Here is a 19321-nt window from a genome sequence, read left to right on the forward strand (position 1 = left end):
CCCCGGCCTGGTGGCCGGGGCCGTCCTGTTCGGTGCCACGCCCTGGTCGGGAGGGCTCAGTCGTTGTTCTCGCGGGTGTTGCTGATGTATCCGATGGCGCTGGCGACGTGGCCGCTGTCCATGAGGCTGCCGGCGTCGTCGATCCGGTCCCGCAGCTTGTCCAGCCGTGTCCAGGCGATCTTGAGTTGCTCGGCCAGCCACCTGGTGTCGTCGTCCGTAGCGGGTTCGAGTCGGTTGTCGATCACGGTCAGGCGTGCGGTGTCCGGGAGGCTGGCGGCGAGGTAGGCGTCGACGCGGCGGACCTCGTCGGCGGTGAACTCCTGCCTCATCCGCGGCTCCACCTCGGCTGCCAGGGTGCCGCCGTAGCGCTTCATACTGCGGATATCCACTGCCAGACGGGCGAGCTGCCAGTCGCTCCAGCCGTCCTTGACGCTGTGCTCGCGGAAGCTCATCGGCGGCCGCCCTTGCGCAGGGTGATCCAGGTGGTGACCAGGGAGGCGGCGACGCCGATCGCGCGGTGGGCCGCCTGGTCCAGCTCCATGAGCGCGGTGCCGGGCCCGGAGACGTCCTGGACGGGCTCGGGGTACTCGGTGCCCTCGCCGCCGGCCTTGCGGACGACGGTGGCGTGCTTGATGTAGCCGCTCTTGCCGGCCTTCTCCGCGAGCCAGATCAGCGGGTCGCGCCTGTCCAGGATTCCGTGGGTGATCGCGTTGATCGCCGCGCCCGTCAGCAGGGCGCTGGCAGGGAACGCGGTACCCGAGGGTGCGGGTGACGGCGAGGGTGGAAGCGAGCTGTACGGCGCTGTAGCTGGCGACGTGCCGGCTCACCGAGCGGCGGCCGTAGGCGCTGGCGGTGCAGGTGCGGCCCTCCTTGCCGTGCCGCCACGGGTCCTCCTCCACCGGGGAGCCGTCGTTCACGTAGACCAGGTGGGAGCCGTGCATCCCCTTGGTCAACGCGTCGTGCTCCCGCTGCACGAGCTGATCCGCCAGGGGATGGACGCCGTCGAAGACGGCGATCAGGGCGGCGACCAGGGCGAGGCCCTCGATGGCGCGGATGCGATCGGTCATGCTGGGTGTGCTCCTCATCTCGGATTCGGGGTGCAGGGGTGCGGGGCGGCTGGCCTCTTGCCGATGCTGCGGACGCCCCGTGATGCGCTTTCGCCCCCGGCCGGATCCCGGCCGGGGGCGGTGGTGTTCAGAACGGCGGCTCGTCCCAGGCCGGGACGGGCAGGAGCCGGAGGCGGAGCTCGCGCCGGTTGGCCCAGCAGCCGCACGCCTCCATCTCGGGGAAGGCACCGCCGGTCCACCAGCCGCCCTCGCCGTGGCAGCGCGGGCAGCCCGGCCGGGGCCGGGCGGTGATCTCGATGCAGTGCCGGTCGGCGTACAGCGTGAGGTGGCCGGCCTTGAGCACGGCGGCGGCCGTCGCCGTAGCGAGCGGGACGGCGGCGGCGAGCAGCAGGGCAGCACGCAGGTGGCGGGCGGTCACGTCAGCGGTCCGCGGCGGCGAGGATGTCGGCGTGGTCGAACGCGAGGTCGGGGAGCGCGCTCAAGGGCCACCAGCGGGCGGCGGTGGCGTCGTCTCCGGCCGTCGGCGGGACGGGCGTGGGCAAGGTGGCCGTGTAGGCGACGCTGACGTACCGGCCGCGAGGGTCACGGCCGGGGGCGTCGAAGGCGCCCACCTGCCGGAGGTCGGCGCCCGGGACGGCGATGCCGGCCTCCTCCTCCAGCTCGCGGGCGGCGGCGGCCAGGCTGGTCTCCCCGCCGTCCACATGACCGCCGGGCAGGGCCCACTCGCCCTCGTACGGCTCCCAGTCGCGCTCGATCAGCAGGACGCTGCCGTCGGGCGTCAGGGCCACCACGTCGGCGGTGTAGCGGATCGTCTCGAACGACTCGGTCTCGGTCTCGGTCTCGGTCTCGGTCTCGGTCTCGATCATGTTCGCCTCTCGGTTGGGTGGGCTAGTGGGTGGTGTCAGTGACCACGAGGAACTGGTCGCCGGGTGCTGCTCATGAGGGGCCTCCAGGCAAGGGGCAGTCAGGCGTGGTCGTCGTCGCGTCTGCTCCTGGGCTGGATGTCGGAGGCGAACCGGCCACGCAGGGCCTCCGCCGGATGCGCGGCGATGTCCTCGGCGGCCACCCTCTGCGCCCGCTGGCTGAGATGGGTGAGAGTCCCGGTGAGGAGTGCTCCGGCGAGGGTGCCAAGGACGGCGACGATCGCGGTGGTCATGCCAGTGTTCCGATCGCGGCGATGGTCAGGAGTGCGAGCGCGGCGAGGATGACGTCGACCGCGCGGGCCAAGCGCTCGTACTTGGTGACCGCGACGGTCGACAGCGCTGCGATCCGGGTCAGGCGCGTGTCCTCGCTCAGCGAGGCGTGCAGCGTGTTCTCGTCCATCTGCGCCCAGGCGGGAAATCCCTCGCGCACGACGCGGCCGCGGCCGCCCAGGTTGGGTCGCACGACCAGGAGCAGGAGGACGGCGGCGGCTACGAGGGTGGCAATGGCGGCCGCGCCGATGACCTTACTGATCAGTGGCAGGTCCTTGGCGGCGATGCTGGCCAGTCCGGCGAGGACGGCGCCGTCGAATGCCAGTAAGAGCGATGCCTTGCTGTCGGTGCGGGCGATCTCACCGGCGACTGTGGTGCAGGCGGCATCCAAGTTCCGGTCGCTGATGGAGACAGGGGCGGTGGTCACGTGCGACTCCCATCCGGGCCGGGCTGTCCGGCTCCCCGTCACCACCCGGCCCGCAGCGTGCGGGACGGGTGGATCAGGCAGCTGTCAGTCCGGATCAGGCGGTGCGCTGGAGGGGGAGGGCGACGGCCCGGCACGCCTCCGCGTGCTCCTGCGCCCAGCGCTTGAGCTTCCCGCCGTCGTAGGAGTCGGTCAGGAAGCTGTTGCGGGACTCGGGGCTGTCGTAGACCGACTCGCGCGTCTCCTCCTCGCGGTACCCGCAGCCAGAGCAGAGGCTGACCAGCAGCAGGTCGACCACCTTGGAGCCGTAGCGAGGGGTGGGGTCCTCGGTGACGAACAAGGTCAGGTCGATGAGCGCGCCGACCAGATTCTGGTACCGGGCGACGACGCCTTCCCGGGTGGGGAGCGGGTGATCGGGAAGCTTGGCCTTCAGCCGCTCGAACTCCCCCTTGAGTTCCCGGACCTTTTCGTCGGCCATGCGCTCGATCCTGGTCGCCCGCTCCTGCGCCTGGGTGAGCAGCTGCTCGCTTCGGCGCGCGGACCGGGCGGCTGCGGCGAGGTGTTCCTCGTACGTGCGGGTGGTGGCGGCCTGCTCCTGTTGGAACTTCTCCCTGGCCTGGGTGAGCTCGCGCTTCAGGCCCTGGGTCCGTAGGCGTTCGGCGTCCAGGTCCTTCTGCAGGCTGTCGCACTTGCTGCGAACCTGAGGGAACGCGCTCGCGAGGTTGTCCAGCTCGGCGAACTGGGACGTGCTGATGATCCGGAACATGGGGCGTCCTTTCAGGCGGCCAGCCGGTGCGTGGCCGGGGGAGTGGTGTAGGTGGTGGGGTCGGCGGGGGTGCCGTCGTAGCACTCCAAGCACGAACCGAGGGTCTTGAGCGGCAGGCAGAAGTGGTACCTGCGGCGGCACTGCTGACACGTGGACCGCTTGGCCATCGCTCGGTCCAGGGCCGCTTCCTTGGCGAGAGTCATTGGCCGGACGGGCAGGGCGAGGTCAATGCGGTAGAGCCACGCGAAGCGGCGGCCGCCGCGGCACTCGATCCGGGCGACGGGCTCTTGCCCACCGGGGCGAAGGCCCATCTCCCGCAGCTGGCGGCGGGTCGCGAGGCCGGGGCCGGCCTGCTTCCACCGGAACACCGGTAAGGAGCCGTTGTCGTGTGGGTCGGTGTCGACCGGGTCCTTGTCCTGGCCGCCCATCACCTGATCCTGGCGCCGGGAAGGCGAGAGGGACGGTGCGGGTGACGGGGTCCGGGGCGCTGCGGGCGGGGTCGGCCGACCGGGCGGGTGGTGAGCACGGTATGTCCTCCAGTGGGGCGCAGTGGCGGGCAGTGCTGCGCCCCGCCGACGGAAGGTCCGTCGGCGGGGGCGAGGTGGAGCGGGCGGGCCAGGCGGCCTGTCCGGTCCTCGGCAGCCGCGGGGCGGCCGAGAACCAGGCAGGGCGTCGGGGGCAGGAAGTACGCAGAAGGCCGGGCCCCGTGGGGTCCGGCCTTCTGCGTGTTGGTGTGTCAGCTTCCCTCGGTCGAACCCGACGTTGGAGATGTCAGAGCAGCCGCGAGTGCCATTGCTTGAGGGGTTTCCCGGTTTCGGTGTCGATGGCGGTCTCGTCCGGGCGGAACTCGATGGTGCGGTGCGGGGCCCGGGTATTCGGCTTCCAGTGGGAGCCTCCGACCATGACCGACAGCTGGACCGCCTGGTAGCGGTCCTTGACCGGGACCTTCACCTCCAGCCGGATCGGCATGGGGAACTGCCCTTCCTTGAGTGGCTGGGTCTCCTCATGTGAGGTCTGGTTCCCCGAGTCGATGCGGACCATTTTCGGCTTCTCGTCCGGGTTAACCGAAACGGAGAGAATGACGGACTGGCCGTCCTTGCTCCAATCTGCGAGTGCCCTCGTCTTGACTCCGTCAATATTCAGTTCTGTGGCGGAGACGCCCTTGTAGGCGGCCTGCTTGGCAGCCTGCTTGTCGTCTGCTGCGTTCTGCCATACGGCGGCGATGGCGACGGTCAGGGCTGCGACCGCAGCGGCATAAGGCCAGGTGCGTCGCTTCAACGGCACGGGGTGTCCGCCATCAGGATTCGCTGCGGCTGTGGGTGCGGTCGGTGGTGGCACGTGCTGCTCTGCTGGTGACGTGCCGGCAGCGGTCGTGTCGGTCCACCATTCGACTTCTTTACCCATGCGGCTGACGGTAGCGCGTAGTTGGGCGGCCGTGGCGGGGCTTCCGCACAGCTCCGCGACCTTGGCCCTGGTGGACAGCCATGAGACGGCCTCGTCGGAGTTGATGCCGTGTGCGGCAATGTCCTGGCGCTCGCCGATGACCGCCAGTTCGGCCGCTTCGCTGCACCGGCCCTGCCGGGCGGCCTCGATCACGTCGTAGTGCCGGGCGTCGATGACGTTGGGAGGCATCTCCCAGTTCCAGGCGTCACCCTGCTCGATGTCGATGGGTTCCGGCAGGCTCTGGCCCTGGTCTTCGTAGTTGCCGTCCTCCTTCTCTTCTTCCTGGGCTTCCTTCACCAGCGTCAGGTCCGGTTCGGCCAGGGATTCCTGTGCTTGGCGGCGCCGAGAGGAAGTGTCGGTGAGGCGTGCCTCTTCCTCATCGCGGGTGGTTTCGATGATGTCGACGTAGTGGGGGCCGACCTTCCATACGGCCTGGCCCGGGTCGAGGTGCGGGATTTCTTTGATCGCCCAAGCAGGCAGGCCGAGCAGTGTGCCGACGATGGCGGCTTCCTCGGGGTTGAGGCGTCCGATGTGGGCGACTTCGCACAGCCGGGCCAGGTCTTGCGCCTTGCCGTCGCCGAGGTCGGACAGCGTGTGCATCAGCACGTCCAAGGACAAGCCGGCCTTGCGGCTGTTCTTGAGCAGCCGCTGGATCAGTTCGCTCGTGGCGGGGGACAGCAGGATCTGCCATGCCTCTTCGAGGACCAGGTGCCGGTGGACGGCGGTCGACTGGGGGAGCCACACGTGTTCTGCCCAGCACGAGACTGCGGCCATCAGCGAGGGGATCGCGGGGCTGTTGCGGTCCAGGCGGGAGAAGTCGAACGTGAGGATCGGCAGGTCGGTGGGCGGCAGGGTCGCGTCCTGGCCGTCGAAGAGGCCGCGGAGCGAGCCTTCGGTGTAGCGGGACAGTCCGATCGCCACACCCTCGCCCCATTCGGCGAGCTTTGCGGCCGGCCACCTGCCGTCCTCGGGGCGTACCAGGGCATCGACCAGGCCGTTGAGGTTGGTTGCCTTGGGGTGGTTGAGGGCGTGCTGGAGGGCGTGGGTGGACTGGTAGGTGAGTGCGCCGGGCTCGACGGCGGCGATCAGCGAGCGGATCAGCTGCTCTCGTACTTCGGGCGGGAGCAGGTCGCTGCAGGGGTTCAGGGTGAATGAGCCGGCCTCGATGACCTGGCCTCCCAGTGAGTGGGCGAGGGCTCCCCACTCTCCGATGTTGTCCTCCCCGAAGGAGTCGATGACGACGGCCTGGTGGTCGTGGTGGAGGATTTCGCGGCGGATCCGGATCTTGCCGGTGGTCGACTTACCGGACCCGAGACCGCCCAGCGCGAGCGAGTTGGTCGACGGCAAGAGAGCGGTCTCGGTGAGGACGGGGGAGAGGTGGAAGGGGCGTCCGTCCAGCAGGGACTTGCCGATTGGGATTCCGGGGAATTGGGTGCTGGAGGCGACGAGGGGCGCGGTGATCGCGGCGTGGCTGGAGGGCAGACGGATCATCAGAGGATCGCCCCTTTCCTGGTGGAGGCTCCGTGGGCGGTGGTCATCACATGGGCTCGGTGCTGCTGGCCGGTGAGCCAGTCGAGGCGGATCCGGTGGCGGTCGGCGGTCAGTGCGGTCTGCCAGCGGGCTTCGGTGACACTCTCGGGGCTGTCGCCCCACACGGTCAGGTACGCGTCGAGGTCCACCAGGGCCGCGCCCTGGACCAGCGCGCCATGCGTGGCGCCGCTGGCCATCCCGTGTGCATCCGCCTTCACCTTGTCAGTGGTGAACGCTTCAGCCGCGGCCCCCTGCCACTTGGCACTACGGCGTGACTGCGCCGCCGGGAGGGGCCGGTACAGAACGGCCAGGGAGCGGTCGGCGTCGTGACCCAGCAGCAGCTTGGGCATGAGGTCGCCGTCGCTTTCATCCGGCCATCCGGTGATGCGTGCGGTCGCCGCGTACCGGCCGTCCTCCAGCGCGGCCCAGTGCGGGCCACGCTCAACGACGGTAGGAATCGGTTCCGGTTCTACCGGTGTCAGCTCGCCCATGGTGGCGAACTCGCCCTCCAGCGTGTCGATCACCCGGCTGGGGTAGCCGACGAGGCCTTTGGGGACGTGGACGGAAATCGTCTGGGTGTGGGCGGTGTAGTCGCCGACGGTGGCGTGGTGGGTGACGTGGACCTGAATGCCCGCCGTGCGGGCCTGCCCGCCGGCGAACGTCAGGGCGCGCGAGAACGCGTCATGGAACGCGGCGCGCTGGTGCGCGTCTTGCATGGTGCCGTGCCCGGGATACAGCGCCCACGTCGTGGTCGTCCCGGTCCTGGGCACCAGGCTGGCGGGTGTGGTGCGCTCGCGCAGGTGCCGGTAGCCGACGGTCGCCCACCGGGCGATCGAGCGCGGCCCCGGCGCAAAGTTGAGCAGCGCCGCGGCCGCGCCCACCGCGCCGAACGTCCAGGCGGGCGGTGGGGCGAGCAGTGCCGACATCAGTACGGCGCTCCCTGCCCCGGCATTCACCTTCGTCAACAGAGTCTCTGCAGGGCTGAGTCCGCGCTGGAGAGCGGGGATGCGGTAGCCGGGAGTCAGGGAGTACACGGGTTCCTCTTCCTTGAAGTCTGGGCCAGGTAGGGCCCTGGCCCCGGCGTACGCTCCGCGCCGTGTCGGGCGGGAGGTCGTACGCCGGGGCCAGGGGCTGCTGGCTCTTTACGGATTGGGCGGCCGGACCGGGGCCGGCCCCGGCGCCGGAGCTGCCGAAGCCTGCCTGGCCGGGTCGGGCCTATGTGCCGGTCCTGGTGTCCGGGGACCGGGGGTGTTGGTTTGTGCGGCAGCAGCCCGCGCCGCTCTGCGGGCGTCGATGAGCTGCTGGTTGCGCGGCGCCTCCCGCTGGGTCTTGTCGATGGCGGACTGGGTGGTCAGCCGTGAGGACCGCTGCTTCTGCTTAAGCCCGTAGGCGGCGAAGAGGACACCGCGGTCCTGGTGCGCGGCGCGGCTGGGGGTGTCCACGGTGCGGGGCATCCGTGGGTTGTTTTCCTGCTCGTAGAAGTCCGGGGCCCCGGCCCGGACGACTGCCCGCGCGAGCGGGTTGGTTGTCCGGTTCTCCACGAAGCTGCGTGCGGCTCCTGCGATCTTGGGTCCGAAGTACGGGATTCCGTGGAAAATCATCCGGAGCATCAGGGCGTCCGCCGCGACCAGGAGCACGGCGTCCATCGCGAGCGAGCCGCTGACCATCCGGACGAACGGGCTGACCAGCAGCAGGGCGAATGGGGCGAACATCAGCCCCAGCAGGCGCATCGCCCACGCGCGGACTGCGGACGTGTCGCCCCCGCGAGCCAAGGACGCCAGGACCAGGGGTGCCATGAGCACGAACGCGAGGATTCCGAGCTGGCGGGTCATGAACACCAGCGTCGCGAACGCCAGCGCGACGACCAGTGCGGAGATGATGATCAGGATCCCCACGGGATTCGCATCCGCCCCGTGATCCAGGTCCTCGCTGATGGTTTTGAGGAGGGTCGACTGGTCGCTGTCGAACGCGGCCGTGAACGCGGAGCTCACGGCCTGGTTCAACACCATCACCACCCCCGGGACGGACGCCATGCCGGCGACGGCGACCAGCGTCCATCCCGTGGAAGCGCCCATCTGCTTGAGGCGGGGTGCGCCCTGCCATGCGGTCAGGGCGCACACGACGATCACGCAGATCAAAATGGCGATGGCCAGGTGCTGCCCGAGCCAGAGGAACTGCTGGTACACCCAGTTTTCGCTGGTCTCCGGCGCCCACGCCTTCTTGGAGGCGAGCAGCCCCTTGAGCGTATTGATCAGGCCGTCGGCGAGGTCTTTGACGTGGTCGGAGGCGCCGTCGGTGATGCCGCCCCCGCCCCCGCCCCCGCCACCGCTGCCGGGGGGATCGATGCCTTCCCCTTCGCAGTACCCCCGTGCCGGACCGTCGAGCTTTTCGCAGTAGTTGGTGTCCGGCATGACATCAGCTCTTGGCGTTGGTGACGGTCGAGAACAGGGCGTCGCCGTAGAGCGCGAGGATGACGGCGACGAACAGCGTGCCGAGCGCCATCGATCCCTTTTGCAGGGCGCCCTTGGGGTCGTTGGACAGCTGGAGCAGCATGCGAATCGCGATGATGGCGATCACTGCGGCGATGCCTTTGGTGACCAGCCCAGCGCCGGTGAGGCCGATCGTGTCGAAGAAGTCCTTGAAGCCGCCGGACATGTCGATGGGCTTGGCGAGGAAAACGAGCTTGCTCATGGGTCAGATCTCCTTGTTCGCGTGAGGTGCGGGGCGTGCGACGGCGTACAGGTCGGGCAGTGAGTCGATGGGGGAAAAGCGGACTGCGGTGCCGGGCCGGGGGGCCTCGATCATGTAGCCGCTCCCGACGTAGATTGCGACGTGGTGAATACCTGCGGGGCTGCTCCCGTAGAAGATGAGATCCCCGGGGCGTTTCTGTCCGGGCTTCACCGGTTCTGAGGCGGCGTATTGCTGTGCTGCCGTGCGAGGCAGGGCGATTCCGGCCTTCGCGTAGGCATAGAGCGTGAGCCCGGAGCAGTCGAAACCCTTGATACTTTCTCCGGAACTCCCATTGGGTGAGCAGCAGGATCCGGTACTGGGGCCGCTTGCATTGCCTCCGCCCCATGAGTACGGGGTTCCGAGTTCGTCGCTCGCCGCGTTGATGACGGCGGTGACCTGGTCGGTGGTGCTCATTTTCCCGCCGGACGGAGTGTCAGCGAGTGCGCTGATAGACCGGACGTAGGTCTGGGTCTCCTGGTAGGGAGGGACGCCCCCGTATTTTTTGACGGCGGGGCTTCCGGCGTTGTAGGCGGCAAGCATGTTGTTCTGCTTGTTACCGGGAACGTCTTTGACTTCCTGTCCGATATCGCACAGGTATTTGGCTGCTGAGGGGATCGCGTCCTCGGGATCCCACACGTCGCGCCGTCCGTCGCCGTTTCCGTCGATTCCGTTGGTTTCCCACGTGGAAGGCATGAACTGTGCGATGCCCTGCGCTCCGACCGGTGAGGACGCTTTCGGATTGAAGCCGGATTCCTGGGTGAGGAGCGCGGCCAGCAGGTTCGGGCTGACCTCGGAGCAGGTCTTTCCCGCCTCCTCGATCAGGCCCCTGTATTTGGCGGGCACGGACAGGCTGAGCGCCTGCCCTATGACGGGGTCCTGGTTGGCGGCCTGGACGAGGCCGGCCACGAGCACGGCCGCGGTGGCACCCACGCCGATGGTGACGGCTGTAGCGGCACGCAACGGCCCCACCTCCCTTCCTGGAGTTTTGAGTGTTTTTGCTGGTCAGCACCGCCACCGGTGACCGCCGGAGCACCGCCACCGCACCGCCACCCGATGAGCTGGGTGGCGGTGGGGTGGCGGTGGCTGGGCGGTGGTCCGGCTGTGCCGGGTGGCGGTCACGAACCGGACATAGCGGCTGCCGTGAGGTCGGCCAGCCGATACCCGCGTACGCCCTTCGGGCCCTTGTCCGCCGGAACGCCGAGAAGCGCCTTCAAGCACTTTCCGCGTTCTGTTGGGTCGGTTTCCGTGATTCCGAGAGACGCGGCAAGATCGGGGGTGGGCATGAAGTCCACCCCGTTGTCCCGCATCAGGCTGATGGCCTGCTTGAGCGGGGATTCAGGGATTGCCTTTTCCCGTCGCGCAAACACTTCATCGACCGTCTCCCAGATGAATTCGTCCGGGAAGTTGAAGCCGCGAATCAGGGTGGATGTCCCATTGGCGAATAGGACGCCCTGGCCTTTGATGGTCGCGTCGAGGAGTGCCGGGTGGATCGGGGCCACTGTGTCGAAGTACGAGTCTCCGAGGGCGACTTTTGCACTGCCCTCCGACGCCACGTACAGGCACATCCGGTAGAGGAATTGGTCGCGTACCTTCACCGGAATTGCGTCGTTTGCCGGGCGCTGGGTCAGCATCACCGTGGAAATCCCGGATTCCAGAGACTTCGCGACCAGGGACCGCGACTTGTCCTCTACACGGCGCACCAAGTCTTTCGATTCGTTGGTGCCGTTGTGGGTGTAGAAGTCGGCTGCCTCGTCGATGATGAAGAACACCGGCTTGAAATCCGGTGCAGGCTGCCGGGACCGGATGGCGTTCTGCAACTCCGTATACCGGCTGTCCACACGGACAAGCAGCTCATCGAGAAGGCTCTCCAGAACGGCCGGATCATCGGACGCCTCATAGCGGACAGCGAGCCTTTCGAACTTTGTCAGCCCGCAGAGTTTCCCGTCGAGCAGATACAGATCGAACTCGCGGTACGCGATCAGCAGGCACGTGATAAGCCCGTTGACCAGCGTGGTTTTGCCCATCTGGGTCATGCCGCCAATCAGCAGCGACGCCTTGTCGAACGTCGCCACCCCGGCGAGCTTGCCAGTGACCTCATGACCGAGCGGAACTCCCGCGAATGTCTGGATCTCCTGGCGGGTCGGCGCGGGGAACGAGCTGCTGAACGGAGGTTCGTCCAGCACCAACAAGCGGACACGGCGCTCGGTTTTCCGGCTCGTCTCCAGCTTGAGATGCAGGCGGGTCACGCCGAACATCGACGCGACGGGCCCCAGCTTCTTGGCGACATCCTCATGCGTACGGCCCTCGGGAACCAAGAAGTCGTAGACGGTCCCCACCGGCAACTGCTCGGTCCTGACGTCACCCGCGAGGATGACCTGGTCCTTGCCGATGGCCCCGGCCCGGCTCAGAGCCGTGGTCAGGCCCGGGTGGATCGGGGCAGCCTCGGCGCCCTCTGGGGCCTCGTCTGAGGCCTTGTCGGGCGCCTCCTGCTTCAGGGCCACAGCAATGTTGGTGTCGCCTGCCAGCAGGCGAGCGACGGCCGTGCGGAGCCGCCAGGCCAGATAGCCGAGCAGGACCAATGCCCCTGCGGTGAGGAGCACGGTGGCCGGCCACGACAGGCCCAACTTGTCCTTGATGGCGGCCAGGACGCCGAAGACGATGACCAGGCCACCAATCGCGCCAGCCAACTGCCCATAGGAGTCATCGTGGTTGTTGTGCTTGTTTTGGTGTTTCTTCCCCATATCCCACCCCGTTTTCATGTCACCTGAGAGGTGAACTGGCGAGCGTAACTCGCGGTTCTGACATTTACGTTCGGGTTTTCGCGGTTCTTTCCGGGTCTGCGATGTATCGCTCTCGCTCACCGGATCGTGTGCTGATGGTGGTGCTCGCCGCGGGTCTGCTCCGCCGGGTCTGCGACACGAGGTCGCTCACCGGGCCACTCACCGGGTCTGCTCCGGGTCGACTGCGTTTCTTCCGGCAGTCGCAGCGAGGGCCAGCCCGCACGGATGCGGGCTGGCCCTCACTGGTGGTGCCGGACTTTGGTCAGACGCTCGTGTCCTCGGACTCCTCCTCGTCCTCGAAGGTCTCGCCGCCGTCCTCCTGGGTCAGCAGGGCACCGAATGCGATACGCACCCGCTGCTCGCTGCCGACGAAGCCGGCGCGGCGGAACGCGTCGCGGGCCTGCCGGTAGGACTTGGGCGGGTCGTCCGCGTAGCGCAGGTGCCGCAGGACCACGTTCAGCTGCTCATCAGTCAGCGGCTGGCCAGGTTCGGGGACCGGCACACCCGACACGGCCGCGAGGTCGGCGAGTGTGACGGTAGGTGTGCCGGTCGTGTGTGCCGGTGTGCCGGACGGCGGCACACCTGGTGTGCCGCTGGGTGTGCCGGATCCGGTCGGCAGCGCGTTGACCTGCGTGCCGAGGCCGTGCCGGTCACTGCCGGGTGTGCCGGGCAGTGCCGGAGCGGCCGCCGACCACTGCCCGAGCTCCGGCAGGCGGATCGCCGCTACGGACGCCGGCAGGGGCTTCTCGGCGACCGTGTTCTCGGTGGTCTCGGCCTGGCCGTGCAGCTCCTCGGTCATGGTCTGCTGCGCCTTGAGGACGCCCTTGCGGTAGGCGGTCTCGGCCTTGGCCACCTTCTTCTCCAAGGTGGTGGCCAGCTCCAGCAGCTCGATGCGGTGCGCGGCCTCCGCCTCCATCTCCTCCAGCTTGTCCGCTACCGTCTGCCGCTTGGAGTCCAGGGCCTCCCGTGTCCTGGGAGACACCCGTCGTCCGAGCGCCGGGAGGGCGATCCACCACGCGAGTTTGGTCGCGACGATGGCGATCGGCGTGAGGATGACGGCCAGGTCGAAGCCCGGCTCGGACTGGGTCATGATCAGGTCGGCGGTCGGGATGGCCGCGTTGACGGCCGTGAGCGCCAGCCCGGCGTACTGCACCCGCCCGGCCCGGCGCCGGTTGTTCCCCGCCAGGATCTCCGTGGCCTGGAAGACCACCCACAGAGCGTCCAGCGCGCCGACGGTCGGCACAGCCCATCCGCCGAAGCGGGGCTCCAGGATGTTGTAGGAAACGGCCACGCTCAGCATGGCCACGGCCAACGTGACCGCCCCCAGGACCGTGATCACGATCCCGCGCTGGGTAACCCTCCCAACCCGGCCCTGGTCATTGTTGTTCTTCACCAGTTGCTCCTTCTCGGTTTGGTGTGTCGGTGGTCAGGCATTCGGAGCGGCCAGGCGCTGGGCGTGCCCGCGGCGGACGAGCCCGGCGTTGAGGTAGTCGACGGCTTCGGCTTCGTCGATGCGGAGCTGGAACCGGCCGAAGGCGAGGGCTATCAGGTCGCCGGCAGTGAGCGCCTCGGTGTCCTTTCCGAAGATCAGCGAGTCAGCGGCGCGCATCAGGCGCGCGTGGCGTCGGCTGGAGCGAATGGTCTTGAGCATCAGGCCGGTGTCCTTCCTGGATGTGGTGCGGGGTCAGGGTGGCGCCCTGTTGGGGCGGCACCAACAACGCGGGTTCAGCGGGCGATCAGCAGCACGGCCAGTACGACCAGCGGACCGGCCATGCCGAGCAGGTAGACAAACCTCATGGCTCCTCCTTCCGGGCTGTGAGGGTGACCTCGGGTCTTCCCGGGCCGGGGCGTACGGAAGACCGGCCGCCCGTCGCGCGGGCAGCCGGTCCTGGGTAGTGCCATGGGGTGAGGCGGCGAGTTGCCCGACGCGCCCGTACGGCGGGAGGTCAGGCGGTGGATACCGTCAGACCAGCTGATGCTGCGGGTTCTCGGGGTCACCGGCCAGGCGGGCAACCTCCACAAGTCGTTCGCGCTGCGCATTGACCTGCTGCGCCAGCCGCTCGAGCAGCGGGGTGGGCTCGCCCCAGAACCGGTCGGTGTAGGCGTCGATGTGTTCGATGTGCCAGTCGGAGGCGTCTAGGCCAAGATCCTTGGCCACGGTCGTCAGGCGCAGTTCGTCGTCGTATCCGGCGGCGTTGATCTGGGCGGCGGCCAACTGTGCGAGCTGCCGGGCGATCTCATCCCACGCGCCGGCCGCGGCTTCCGCCGTGGTCTCCGCGTCGGTCAGGCGCAGCAGCTGCGCGCGCCAGCGGCCGTCCTCGGTCTGCCGGAACCCGGTGTAGACGCGCTCCAGCTCCGTCTTTGCGGCCGTCCACGCCTCCCACAGGGGCGCCGCCTTGCGCAGCACCGGGGTGGCTTGGCGGCGTAGCCGCGCCTTCGACCACAGGATCTGGGCTGCCTCGTACTGCCTGCCAAGCTCGCAGATCTGCTCCCAGGTCAGCACCTTGTAGTTGTACGCGGCGCGCGGTGCCTGCGGCTCGGGCTCGCTGCCGGTGAAGGCCGCGAAGTAGTAGGTGGCGCCCGCGTGGCGGCCGGGCTCGCGCCGCAGGAAGAGCGGGTGGTTGTACCGGCTGATGTCCGCGATGACCGGGGTCTGCGGGGGCGTCGGCTGGGCCGGTGCCTGCTGATTCGAGAGGCCGGTGTCGTCCAGCGGGTGCTTCAGCGGGATGGTGGTGTGTGTCATGTGGTCCTCCTGTATCGACGGATTCGGTACGGCAATGCAGGTCGCCCGTGGTGTGGGCGGCCGTCATCGTCTTTCTCCTCACGAGCGGAGGCGGCGTAGGTAGGCGTCTTGGAGGACAGCGAGTCGCCGGTACAGCGGGGCTCCGGCGGGGCAGTGCTGCTGCCCTGCCCTGCAGGGCTCGCAGCTGCTGCTGTGGGTGCGCCAGGTGTCGCGCGCCTGCTGGTAGCGGGTGTACAGGTCGTCAGCCACGCGGGCCTGCCTGATGGTTGGGCATGAGGGGTGGAGCCTTTCGAGCGGGAGCAAGATGGGTGTCGGCAACGCGGTGGCCGGTGTCCCAGGCCTGGGCGGCAGCCGTGGCGGCGACCGCGAGCAGCGCGAGGGCGACAGGGTGGGCCAGGCCGTATCGGGTTACCGCTCGTGCCGCGCGATGCTGCGCGGCACGAGCGGCGCGTATCACCGCAGTTGTCACCGCGGGCGGCTCTCGCTGCGCTTGTTGACTTCCTTGACCTTCTTGGAGAGGTCCTTGCGCTCTTCGTCTGTGAGCCGGGAGCTGGTCACGCGGTCACCGCCGTCCGGGCAGGGGCCGCGGACGGCGAGGCGGGCGCGAAGCTGGGCGGGCAGTTGCTGGGGTCGCAGTTCCACCTGTGGCACAGCGGGCAGGCGTCATTGGCCGTCACCGGCCGGTGCAGGACGAGCACGGGCTGGCGCACGTACCCGGGGGCCATCTCGGCGAGTGTGCGGCGGGCCCGGCGGCCGGCGGTCTGGGCCCGGTCGTCGCCGTCGGTCACCAGGTGGCGGACGAGGTGGTGGAAGGAGGTGTCGGTCTCGTCACGCTCGTAGCCGCTGCCGTTGTGTCCGCTGCGGTCGTCCTCGCGGCCGATCTCGCGGCCGACCTCGTCCGCGGCCCCTGCGCGCGGTGCGAGAGCGACGCCGGTGCACCGGCAGGTCTCGAAGGTGCCGGAGCACTTCGGGCAGGTGCCCGTGCTACCGGCCTGGATGGGCGTGAGGGTCGCACGCGTCATAATGCTCATGCGGATCAGCTCTCCCTTGAGCTTGTGTGGTCCGTGCTGGCCCCCGGCACATATGGCGTCTCTAGCGCCGTGTCGGGGGCTCGCCCTCTTTCTGGGGCGGCGCGCGGTGGGGTCCTGTACCCCACGCCGACACCAGCCCGTTGATGCGCGGGCTGGGGACGACGTGCAGAACAGGGCAGGGTCAGGCCGCGACCGGCATGCTGTGGTCATTGCGTACGCAGGCGACGTCGTCGGTGCTGGCGGCACCGGCCGCGTCGCGGGCCGCGACGGCGAGCTCCAGGAGCTGCTGCCAGTCGGCCGCGACCGCGGCGGCGAGGCGGCCGGGCTGGCGGATCTCGCGGTCGATGGCCAGCTCCTGACCGCGACGGCCGCCGCGGACCAGGTCATCGCTCGCACGGTTGCCTGTCCCGTCGCGCAGCGCGATTTCTTCGCAGGCCGGACGAACAGGGCATCCTGCGCAGAGTTTCTGGGCGGCCGCCTGCTGCGCCGCCCACATCGCGGGCGGGGCGCTGCGGTTGCGGTCGAGCAGGTCGCGGTACTGCTCCCGGTCGCCGCAGCGGGCGCTGGCAGTGACGGCGGCCTGGAGCACGGGGCGGCGAGCGAGACGGGCGGCCTCGGGCGAAATCCTGTTGAGCGTCATAACTGTCCTTCCGTGGTGGGCTGGTGAGCGGGCAGCTTGATGAGCCCCCAGGCCAGGGGCGCCTGGGGGCTCATCACGCTGTGAGGGCTGGTTCAGATCTGGAGAAAGGGGAAGGGAGGCGGCTTGGATCAGGCGGCCGGGGTCCGCCGCATGTACTGCCTGCCCAGCTCCGCCTGCCGCCGGTCGTGCGCCTCCGCGTCCTTCGGCGCCACCGGGACCTGCGGACCGCGGAACTGGGAGACCATGCCCGTCGGCCGGTTCCGGCACTGGTTGTTCATCGCCTCCACCTCCTTGCCGCCGCGCTCAGCCCACTGCGCCTTGCGGACGGCCGGCGCCGTCAGCTTCCGCTCGGTGCGCCGCTCCTGGCGCCCCAGCTGCTCTCGGGCCTCTCGGCGGGCGGGCTCCTCCTGGAGGGCGAGGACGTAGCGGCGGGCCAAGGTCACGCCGTCCTGGCAGTGCTGGCGGTGCTTGCCGCCGACGCACCGCGTGCAGCCCTGGCGGTGGGCGAGGTAGGACTGGCGGGTGGTCTCCAGCGTGGCCTCCGCCTTGATCCGGGAGACCGGCGCGGCCGGGGCCGGGAGCGGCTTGTAGTGCTGCCGGTCGGAGCGGCGGTGGCCGGTCTCCGCGTGGCCGTCCTCCAGGCGCTCCTGCCACTGCCTGATCGTGATGTTGACCGTGACCAGGCGGTTGCTGCCCTGGTGGCACCGGGCGGCCGGGTCCTTGCCCGCGCGGCCGGTGTCGTGCGGCACGATCTTGGGCTTGCGGGTCTGGATGCCGGTGATCGGTACCCAGGTCTTGCAGTCGGGGCAGATCAGCGAGGCGCAGGCGGGGCGCAGGTCGTACTGGTGGGGCTTGAGGGTGGAGATGACGAGCGCCGGGCGGGAGTTGACGGTGCGGGAGCGGGTCCGGCTCAGGCGGGGGCGGGCAAGGGTTGAAGCAGACATCTGAACTCCTCACGGGGAGTGGCGGGGCGCGGGTCGCGATGCTCTCTCCGCCCTCCGGGCCGCACGGCACAAGGCCGGCGTCCCGTAGGACAGACAGCGCACAGCGCTGCGACGTGCACACAGTCGTCGCGGCCGTCAGGCTCCGGGGGAGTTTGATGGTGCTCTCGCGCCCTCAGTGATGAGGACTACCCCGGCCACCCCGAAGGGGGACGACTACTGCGGTCTTGCGGTGGTGCTGAGGGGCCGAAGTTCCGGCTCCGACGGTCTTGCAGTGGTGCTCACTCGGTGCTCCCGGAGGATCACCGACGCCCCACTTACATCAGGTTGCATCAGGTAACCTCAGGTGTCAAGCGGTATAGTGAGGCACCCAGAGGTAATTCGAAGGAGGCGAAGACACATGGCAGGGCCCCGAACCGACAATCGGCCGCCGTACGCGCGCATCGCGGGCCACTACCGCGACATGATCAGCTCTGGGGAGCTCTCGCCGGGCGATCTCCTGCCCAGCATCAAGATGCTGGCGACCGAGTGGAGGGTCAGTACAGCTACCGCCGACCGGGCCATGCGTCTGCTGCGCGAAGAGAAGCTCGTGCAGGGCATCCCGGGCGTCGGCACCGAGGTGATGGCACGCCCCATCTCGCTGTCCTCCGGGGCGGAGCGCCACGACCGCAGCAGCAAGACGCAGTCGTCGTGGGGCGTCGGTGAGAAGTCGTCCGGCCACACCGCCGGCATAGTCGAGGCTCCCGAAGACGTCGCTCACGTGCTGGGCATTTCGCCTGGTGACGACGTGATTCGCCGCAGCCGTGTCTACCGGGACGGCCATGGCGTCGTCTCCCACTCAACCTCGTGGATCCCGGCCGAATTCGCCCAGGCCGTACCCGAGTTGGCGTGCAGCGAGCGACTCAAGGGCGGGTTGTCGCTCGACTTGATCGCTCGGGCTACGGGGCGGCACGTCGTAAAGCGCGTGGATGAGGAGACGGCTCGCATCGCAACCGACCACGACCTCAAACTCCTGGAGCTGGAGGCCGACACCGTCGCGGCGATCCTTGTGCTGACCGCACGCTTCCTGGATGGCGACGACGAACTTCTTGAGTACGGCGTGGACTTGGGCGCCCCGGGCCGCACCCGCCGCACGACGACAGAGGTGCAGCGGTGACCACATACGACGCTGCCGTACTGGACGACACGCTCGTCTCTTGCCTCGAAGCCCGCCTCAGCCAGCTCCTTCGAGCCAAGCACACCGACACCCTCACGTTGGAAGGACGATTCGAGATCACGCGTATCGCCGCCGCTTTGTCCGGCCGACTGGGCCCCGCGCCTCGCGCGATTCTCATGTCCGGTCTCCAGGGCTCTGGCAAGACAACCCTCGCCCACGCCCTGGAGGAGGCCGGGTTCCGGCGCCTGTGCCCTGATGAGGAGATGTTCCGCCGTTACGGCCACTACGGCAGGGACTTTCCCCGCGGGCAGTTCAGGGTCCGGGAGGCGCCTGTACTCAAGGACATCGCCCTTGAGCTTCAGGAACTCCTGGCGGCCGGGCACGACACTGTGGTCGACCACGGCTTTTGGACTCCGGAAGAGCGGGTTCAATGGGCAGCGACTGTGATGGAGGCTGGCGGCGAGCCCGTTCTCATCTACTTGCCTGTGCCGCATGAGGTGCGCTGGGACCGGATCCAGAAGCGCAACGAGCAATCGCTGGTCGATGCGAACAGCATCGAGTTCAGCGAGGAGGACTTGCTCAGGCACGCCGGCCGCTTCTGCCCGCCGGCCGATGATGAGCCGCACATCGTGTACGACGGTCACCCGGAGAGCGTGCTGGCCGCACTCCATTGCACCCGCCGACCGCGTTGAACTGACATACGACGATCTGCCGCTTGAATGACCGAGTTGCGGCATCTTCGACTGAATCACGGTCCCACCTTCCTTCGATCGGACGTGCGAACTAGGTGATCACCAGGGTGGGATGAGGGAGCATGACCACACGAGGTCCGGCGGCGGACCGGTCCAGGACCGGTTCCGGACATGAAGCGGACCGC

The 19321-nt window shown here is 68.8% G+C and carries 23 protein-coding genes; 2 read left to right on the forward strand and 21 right to left on the reverse strand.

From position 1 onward, the window contains the following. Positions 1–56: 56 nt before the first annotated feature. The 21 genes from ABT115_RS15550 to ABT115_RS15650 all read right to left on the reverse strand — a co-directional run bounded on the left by ABT115_RS15550 (position 57) and on the right by ABT115_RS15650 (position 17291). Positions 57–452, reverse strand: a complete 396-nt coding sequence (locus ABT115_RS15550; RefSeq protein ID WP_351789101.1) for a hypothetical protein — start codon at positions 450–452, stop codon at positions 57–59. A 742-nt stretch (positions 453–1194) separates the two neighbouring features. Continuing rightward, positions 1195–1485, reverse strand: coding sequence for a hypothetical protein (locus ABT115_RS15555; protein ID WP_351789103.1), 291 nt, complete (start codon positions 1483–1485; stop codon positions 1195–1197). A gap of 1 nt (position 1486) precedes the next feature. Beyond that, positions 1487–1933: an NUDIX domain-containing protein gene (locus ABT115_RS15560; protein ID WP_351789105.1), complete on the reverse strand. Its 447-nt coding sequence runs from the start codon at positions 1931–1933 to the stop codon at positions 1487–1489. Between the two features lie 98 nt (positions 1934–2031). Beyond that, the gene (locus tag ABT115_RS15565; protein ID WP_351789108.1) at positions 2032–2223 is read right to left on the reverse strand and encodes a hypothetical protein; all 192 of its coding nucleotides are present in this window, start codon (positions 2221–2223) and stop codon (positions 2032–2034) included. Beyond that, positions 2220–2687, reverse strand: coding sequence for a Pycsar system effector family protein (locus ABT115_RS15570; RefSeq protein WP_351789111.1), 468 nt, complete (start codon positions 2685–2687; stop codon positions 2220–2222). The genes ABT115_RS15565 and ABT115_RS15570 overlap by 4 nt, the downstream gene beginning before the upstream one ends. 94 nt (positions 2688–2781) lie before the next feature. Further along, positions 2782–3450: a hypothetical protein gene (locus tag ABT115_RS15575; protein ID WP_351789114.1), complete on the reverse strand. Its 669-nt coding sequence runs from the start codon at positions 3448–3450 to the stop codon at positions 2782–2784. Positions 3451–3461: 11 nt separating this feature from the next. Beyond that, positions 3462–3878, reverse strand: a complete 417-nt coding sequence (locus ABT115_RS15580) for an RRQRL motif-containing zinc-binding protein (RefSeq protein ID WP_351789117.1) — start codon at positions 3876–3878, stop codon at positions 3462–3464. Positions 3879–4221: 343 nt separating this feature from the next. Continuing rightward, positions 4222–6384 (reverse strand): putative type IV secretion/conjugal transfer ATPase, encoded by a 2163-nt coding sequence (locus tag ABT115_RS15585; protein WP_351789119.1) that lies wholly within the window; start codon positions 6382–6384, stop codon positions 4222–4224. Next, positions 6384–7457, reverse strand: a complete 1074-nt coding sequence (locus ABT115_RS15590; RefSeq protein WP_351789121.1) for a hypothetical protein — start codon at positions 7455–7457, stop codon at positions 6384–6386. The genes ABT115_RS15585 and ABT115_RS15590 overlap by 1 nt, the downstream gene beginning before the upstream one ends. Positions 7458–7565: 108 nt before the next feature. Further along, positions 7566–8834, reverse strand: a complete 1269-nt coding sequence (locus tag ABT115_RS15595) for an energy-coupling factor transporter transmembrane component T family protein (protein WP_351789124.1) — start codon at positions 8832–8834, stop codon at positions 7566–7568. 4 nt (positions 8835–8838) lie between these two features. After that, positions 8839–9114, reverse strand: coding sequence for a hypothetical protein (locus ABT115_RS15600; protein WP_351789127.1), 276 nt, complete (start codon positions 9112–9114; stop codon positions 8839–8841). Positions 9115–9117: 3 nt separating this feature from the next. Then, on the reverse strand, positions 9118–10122 hold the full coding sequence (locus ABT115_RS15605; protein WP_502969102.1) for a bifunctional lytic transglycosylase/C40 family peptidase: 1005 nt from the start codon (positions 10120–10122) through the stop codon (positions 9118–9120). A 146-nt stretch (positions 10123–10268) separates the two neighbouring features. Then, the gene (locus tag ABT115_RS15610) at positions 10269–11894 is read right to left on the reverse strand and encodes an FtsK/SpoIIIE domain-containing protein (RefSeq protein WP_351789132.1); all 1626 of its coding nucleotides are present in this window, start codon (positions 11892–11894) and stop codon (positions 10269–10271) included. Between the two features lie 301 nt (positions 11895–12195). Then, on the reverse strand, positions 12196–13326 hold the full coding sequence (locus tag ABT115_RS15615) for a hypothetical protein (RefSeq protein WP_351789134.1): 1131 nt from the start codon (positions 13324–13326) through the stop codon (positions 12196–12198). Between the two features lie 33 nt (positions 13327–13359). Beyond that, the gene (locus ABT115_RS15620; protein ID WP_351789137.1) at positions 13360–13584 is read right to left on the reverse strand and encodes a hypothetical protein; all 225 of its coding nucleotides are present in this window, start codon (positions 13582–13584) and stop codon (positions 13360–13362) included. A 74-nt stretch (positions 13585–13658) separates the two neighbouring features. Next, positions 13659–13835, reverse strand: a complete 177-nt coding sequence (locus tag ABT115_RS15625; RefSeq protein WP_351789139.1) for a hypothetical protein — start codon at positions 13833–13835, stop codon at positions 13659–13661. 61 nt (positions 13836–13896) lie between these two features. After that, a complete protein-coding gene (locus ABT115_RS15630) occupies positions 13897–14676 on the reverse strand; it encodes a hypothetical protein (protein ID WP_351789142.1) in 780 nt (259 codons plus the stop codon). A gap of 78 nt (positions 14677–14754) precedes the next feature. After that, positions 14755–14925, reverse strand: coding sequence for a hypothetical protein (locus ABT115_RS15635; RefSeq protein WP_351789145.1), 171 nt, complete (start codon positions 14923–14925; stop codon positions 14755–14757). Between the two features lie 305 nt (positions 14926–15230). Beyond that, entirely contained in the window at positions 15231–15707 is a 477-nt protein-coding gene (locus ABT115_RS15640; protein ID WP_351789148.1) for a hypothetical protein, read from the reverse strand. Positions 15708–15888: 181 nt separating this feature from the next. Continuing rightward, positions 15889–16347 carry a WhiB family transcriptional regulator gene (locus ABT115_RS15645; RefSeq protein WP_351789151.1) on the reverse strand — a complete coding sequence of 153 codons (459 nt, stop codon included), beginning with the start codon at positions 16345–16347 and terminating at the stop codon, positions 15889–15891. 128 nt (positions 16348–16475) lie between these two features. Further along, the gene (locus ABT115_RS15650; protein ID WP_351789154.1) at positions 16476–17291 is read right to left on the reverse strand and encodes a hypothetical protein; all 816 of its coding nucleotides are present in this window, start codon (positions 17289–17291) and stop codon (positions 16476–16478) included. Between the two features lie 397 nt (positions 17292–17688). Between ABT115_RS15650 and ABT115_RS15655 the strand changes: the two genes are divergently transcribed. Both ABT115_RS15655 and ABT115_RS15660 read left to right on the forward strand, forming a co-directional pair. After that, a complete protein-coding gene (locus ABT115_RS15655) occupies positions 17689–18444 on the forward strand; it encodes a GntR family transcriptional regulator (RefSeq protein WP_351789157.1) in 756 nt (251 codons plus the stop codon). Next, positions 18441–19136, forward strand: coding sequence for a P-loop nucleotide/nucleoside kinase family protein (locus ABT115_RS15660; protein ID WP_351789160.1), 696 nt, complete (start codon positions 18441–18443; stop codon positions 19134–19136). The genes ABT115_RS15655 and ABT115_RS15660 overlap by 4 nt, the downstream gene beginning before the upstream one ends. The last annotated feature ends 185 nt before the right edge of the window (positions 19137–19321 follow it).

The organism is Streptomyces sp. NPDC001832 (genome assembly GCF_040297265.1).
Classification (GTDB): Bacteria; Actinomycetota; Actinomycetes; order Streptomycetales; family Streptomycetaceae; genus Streptomyces.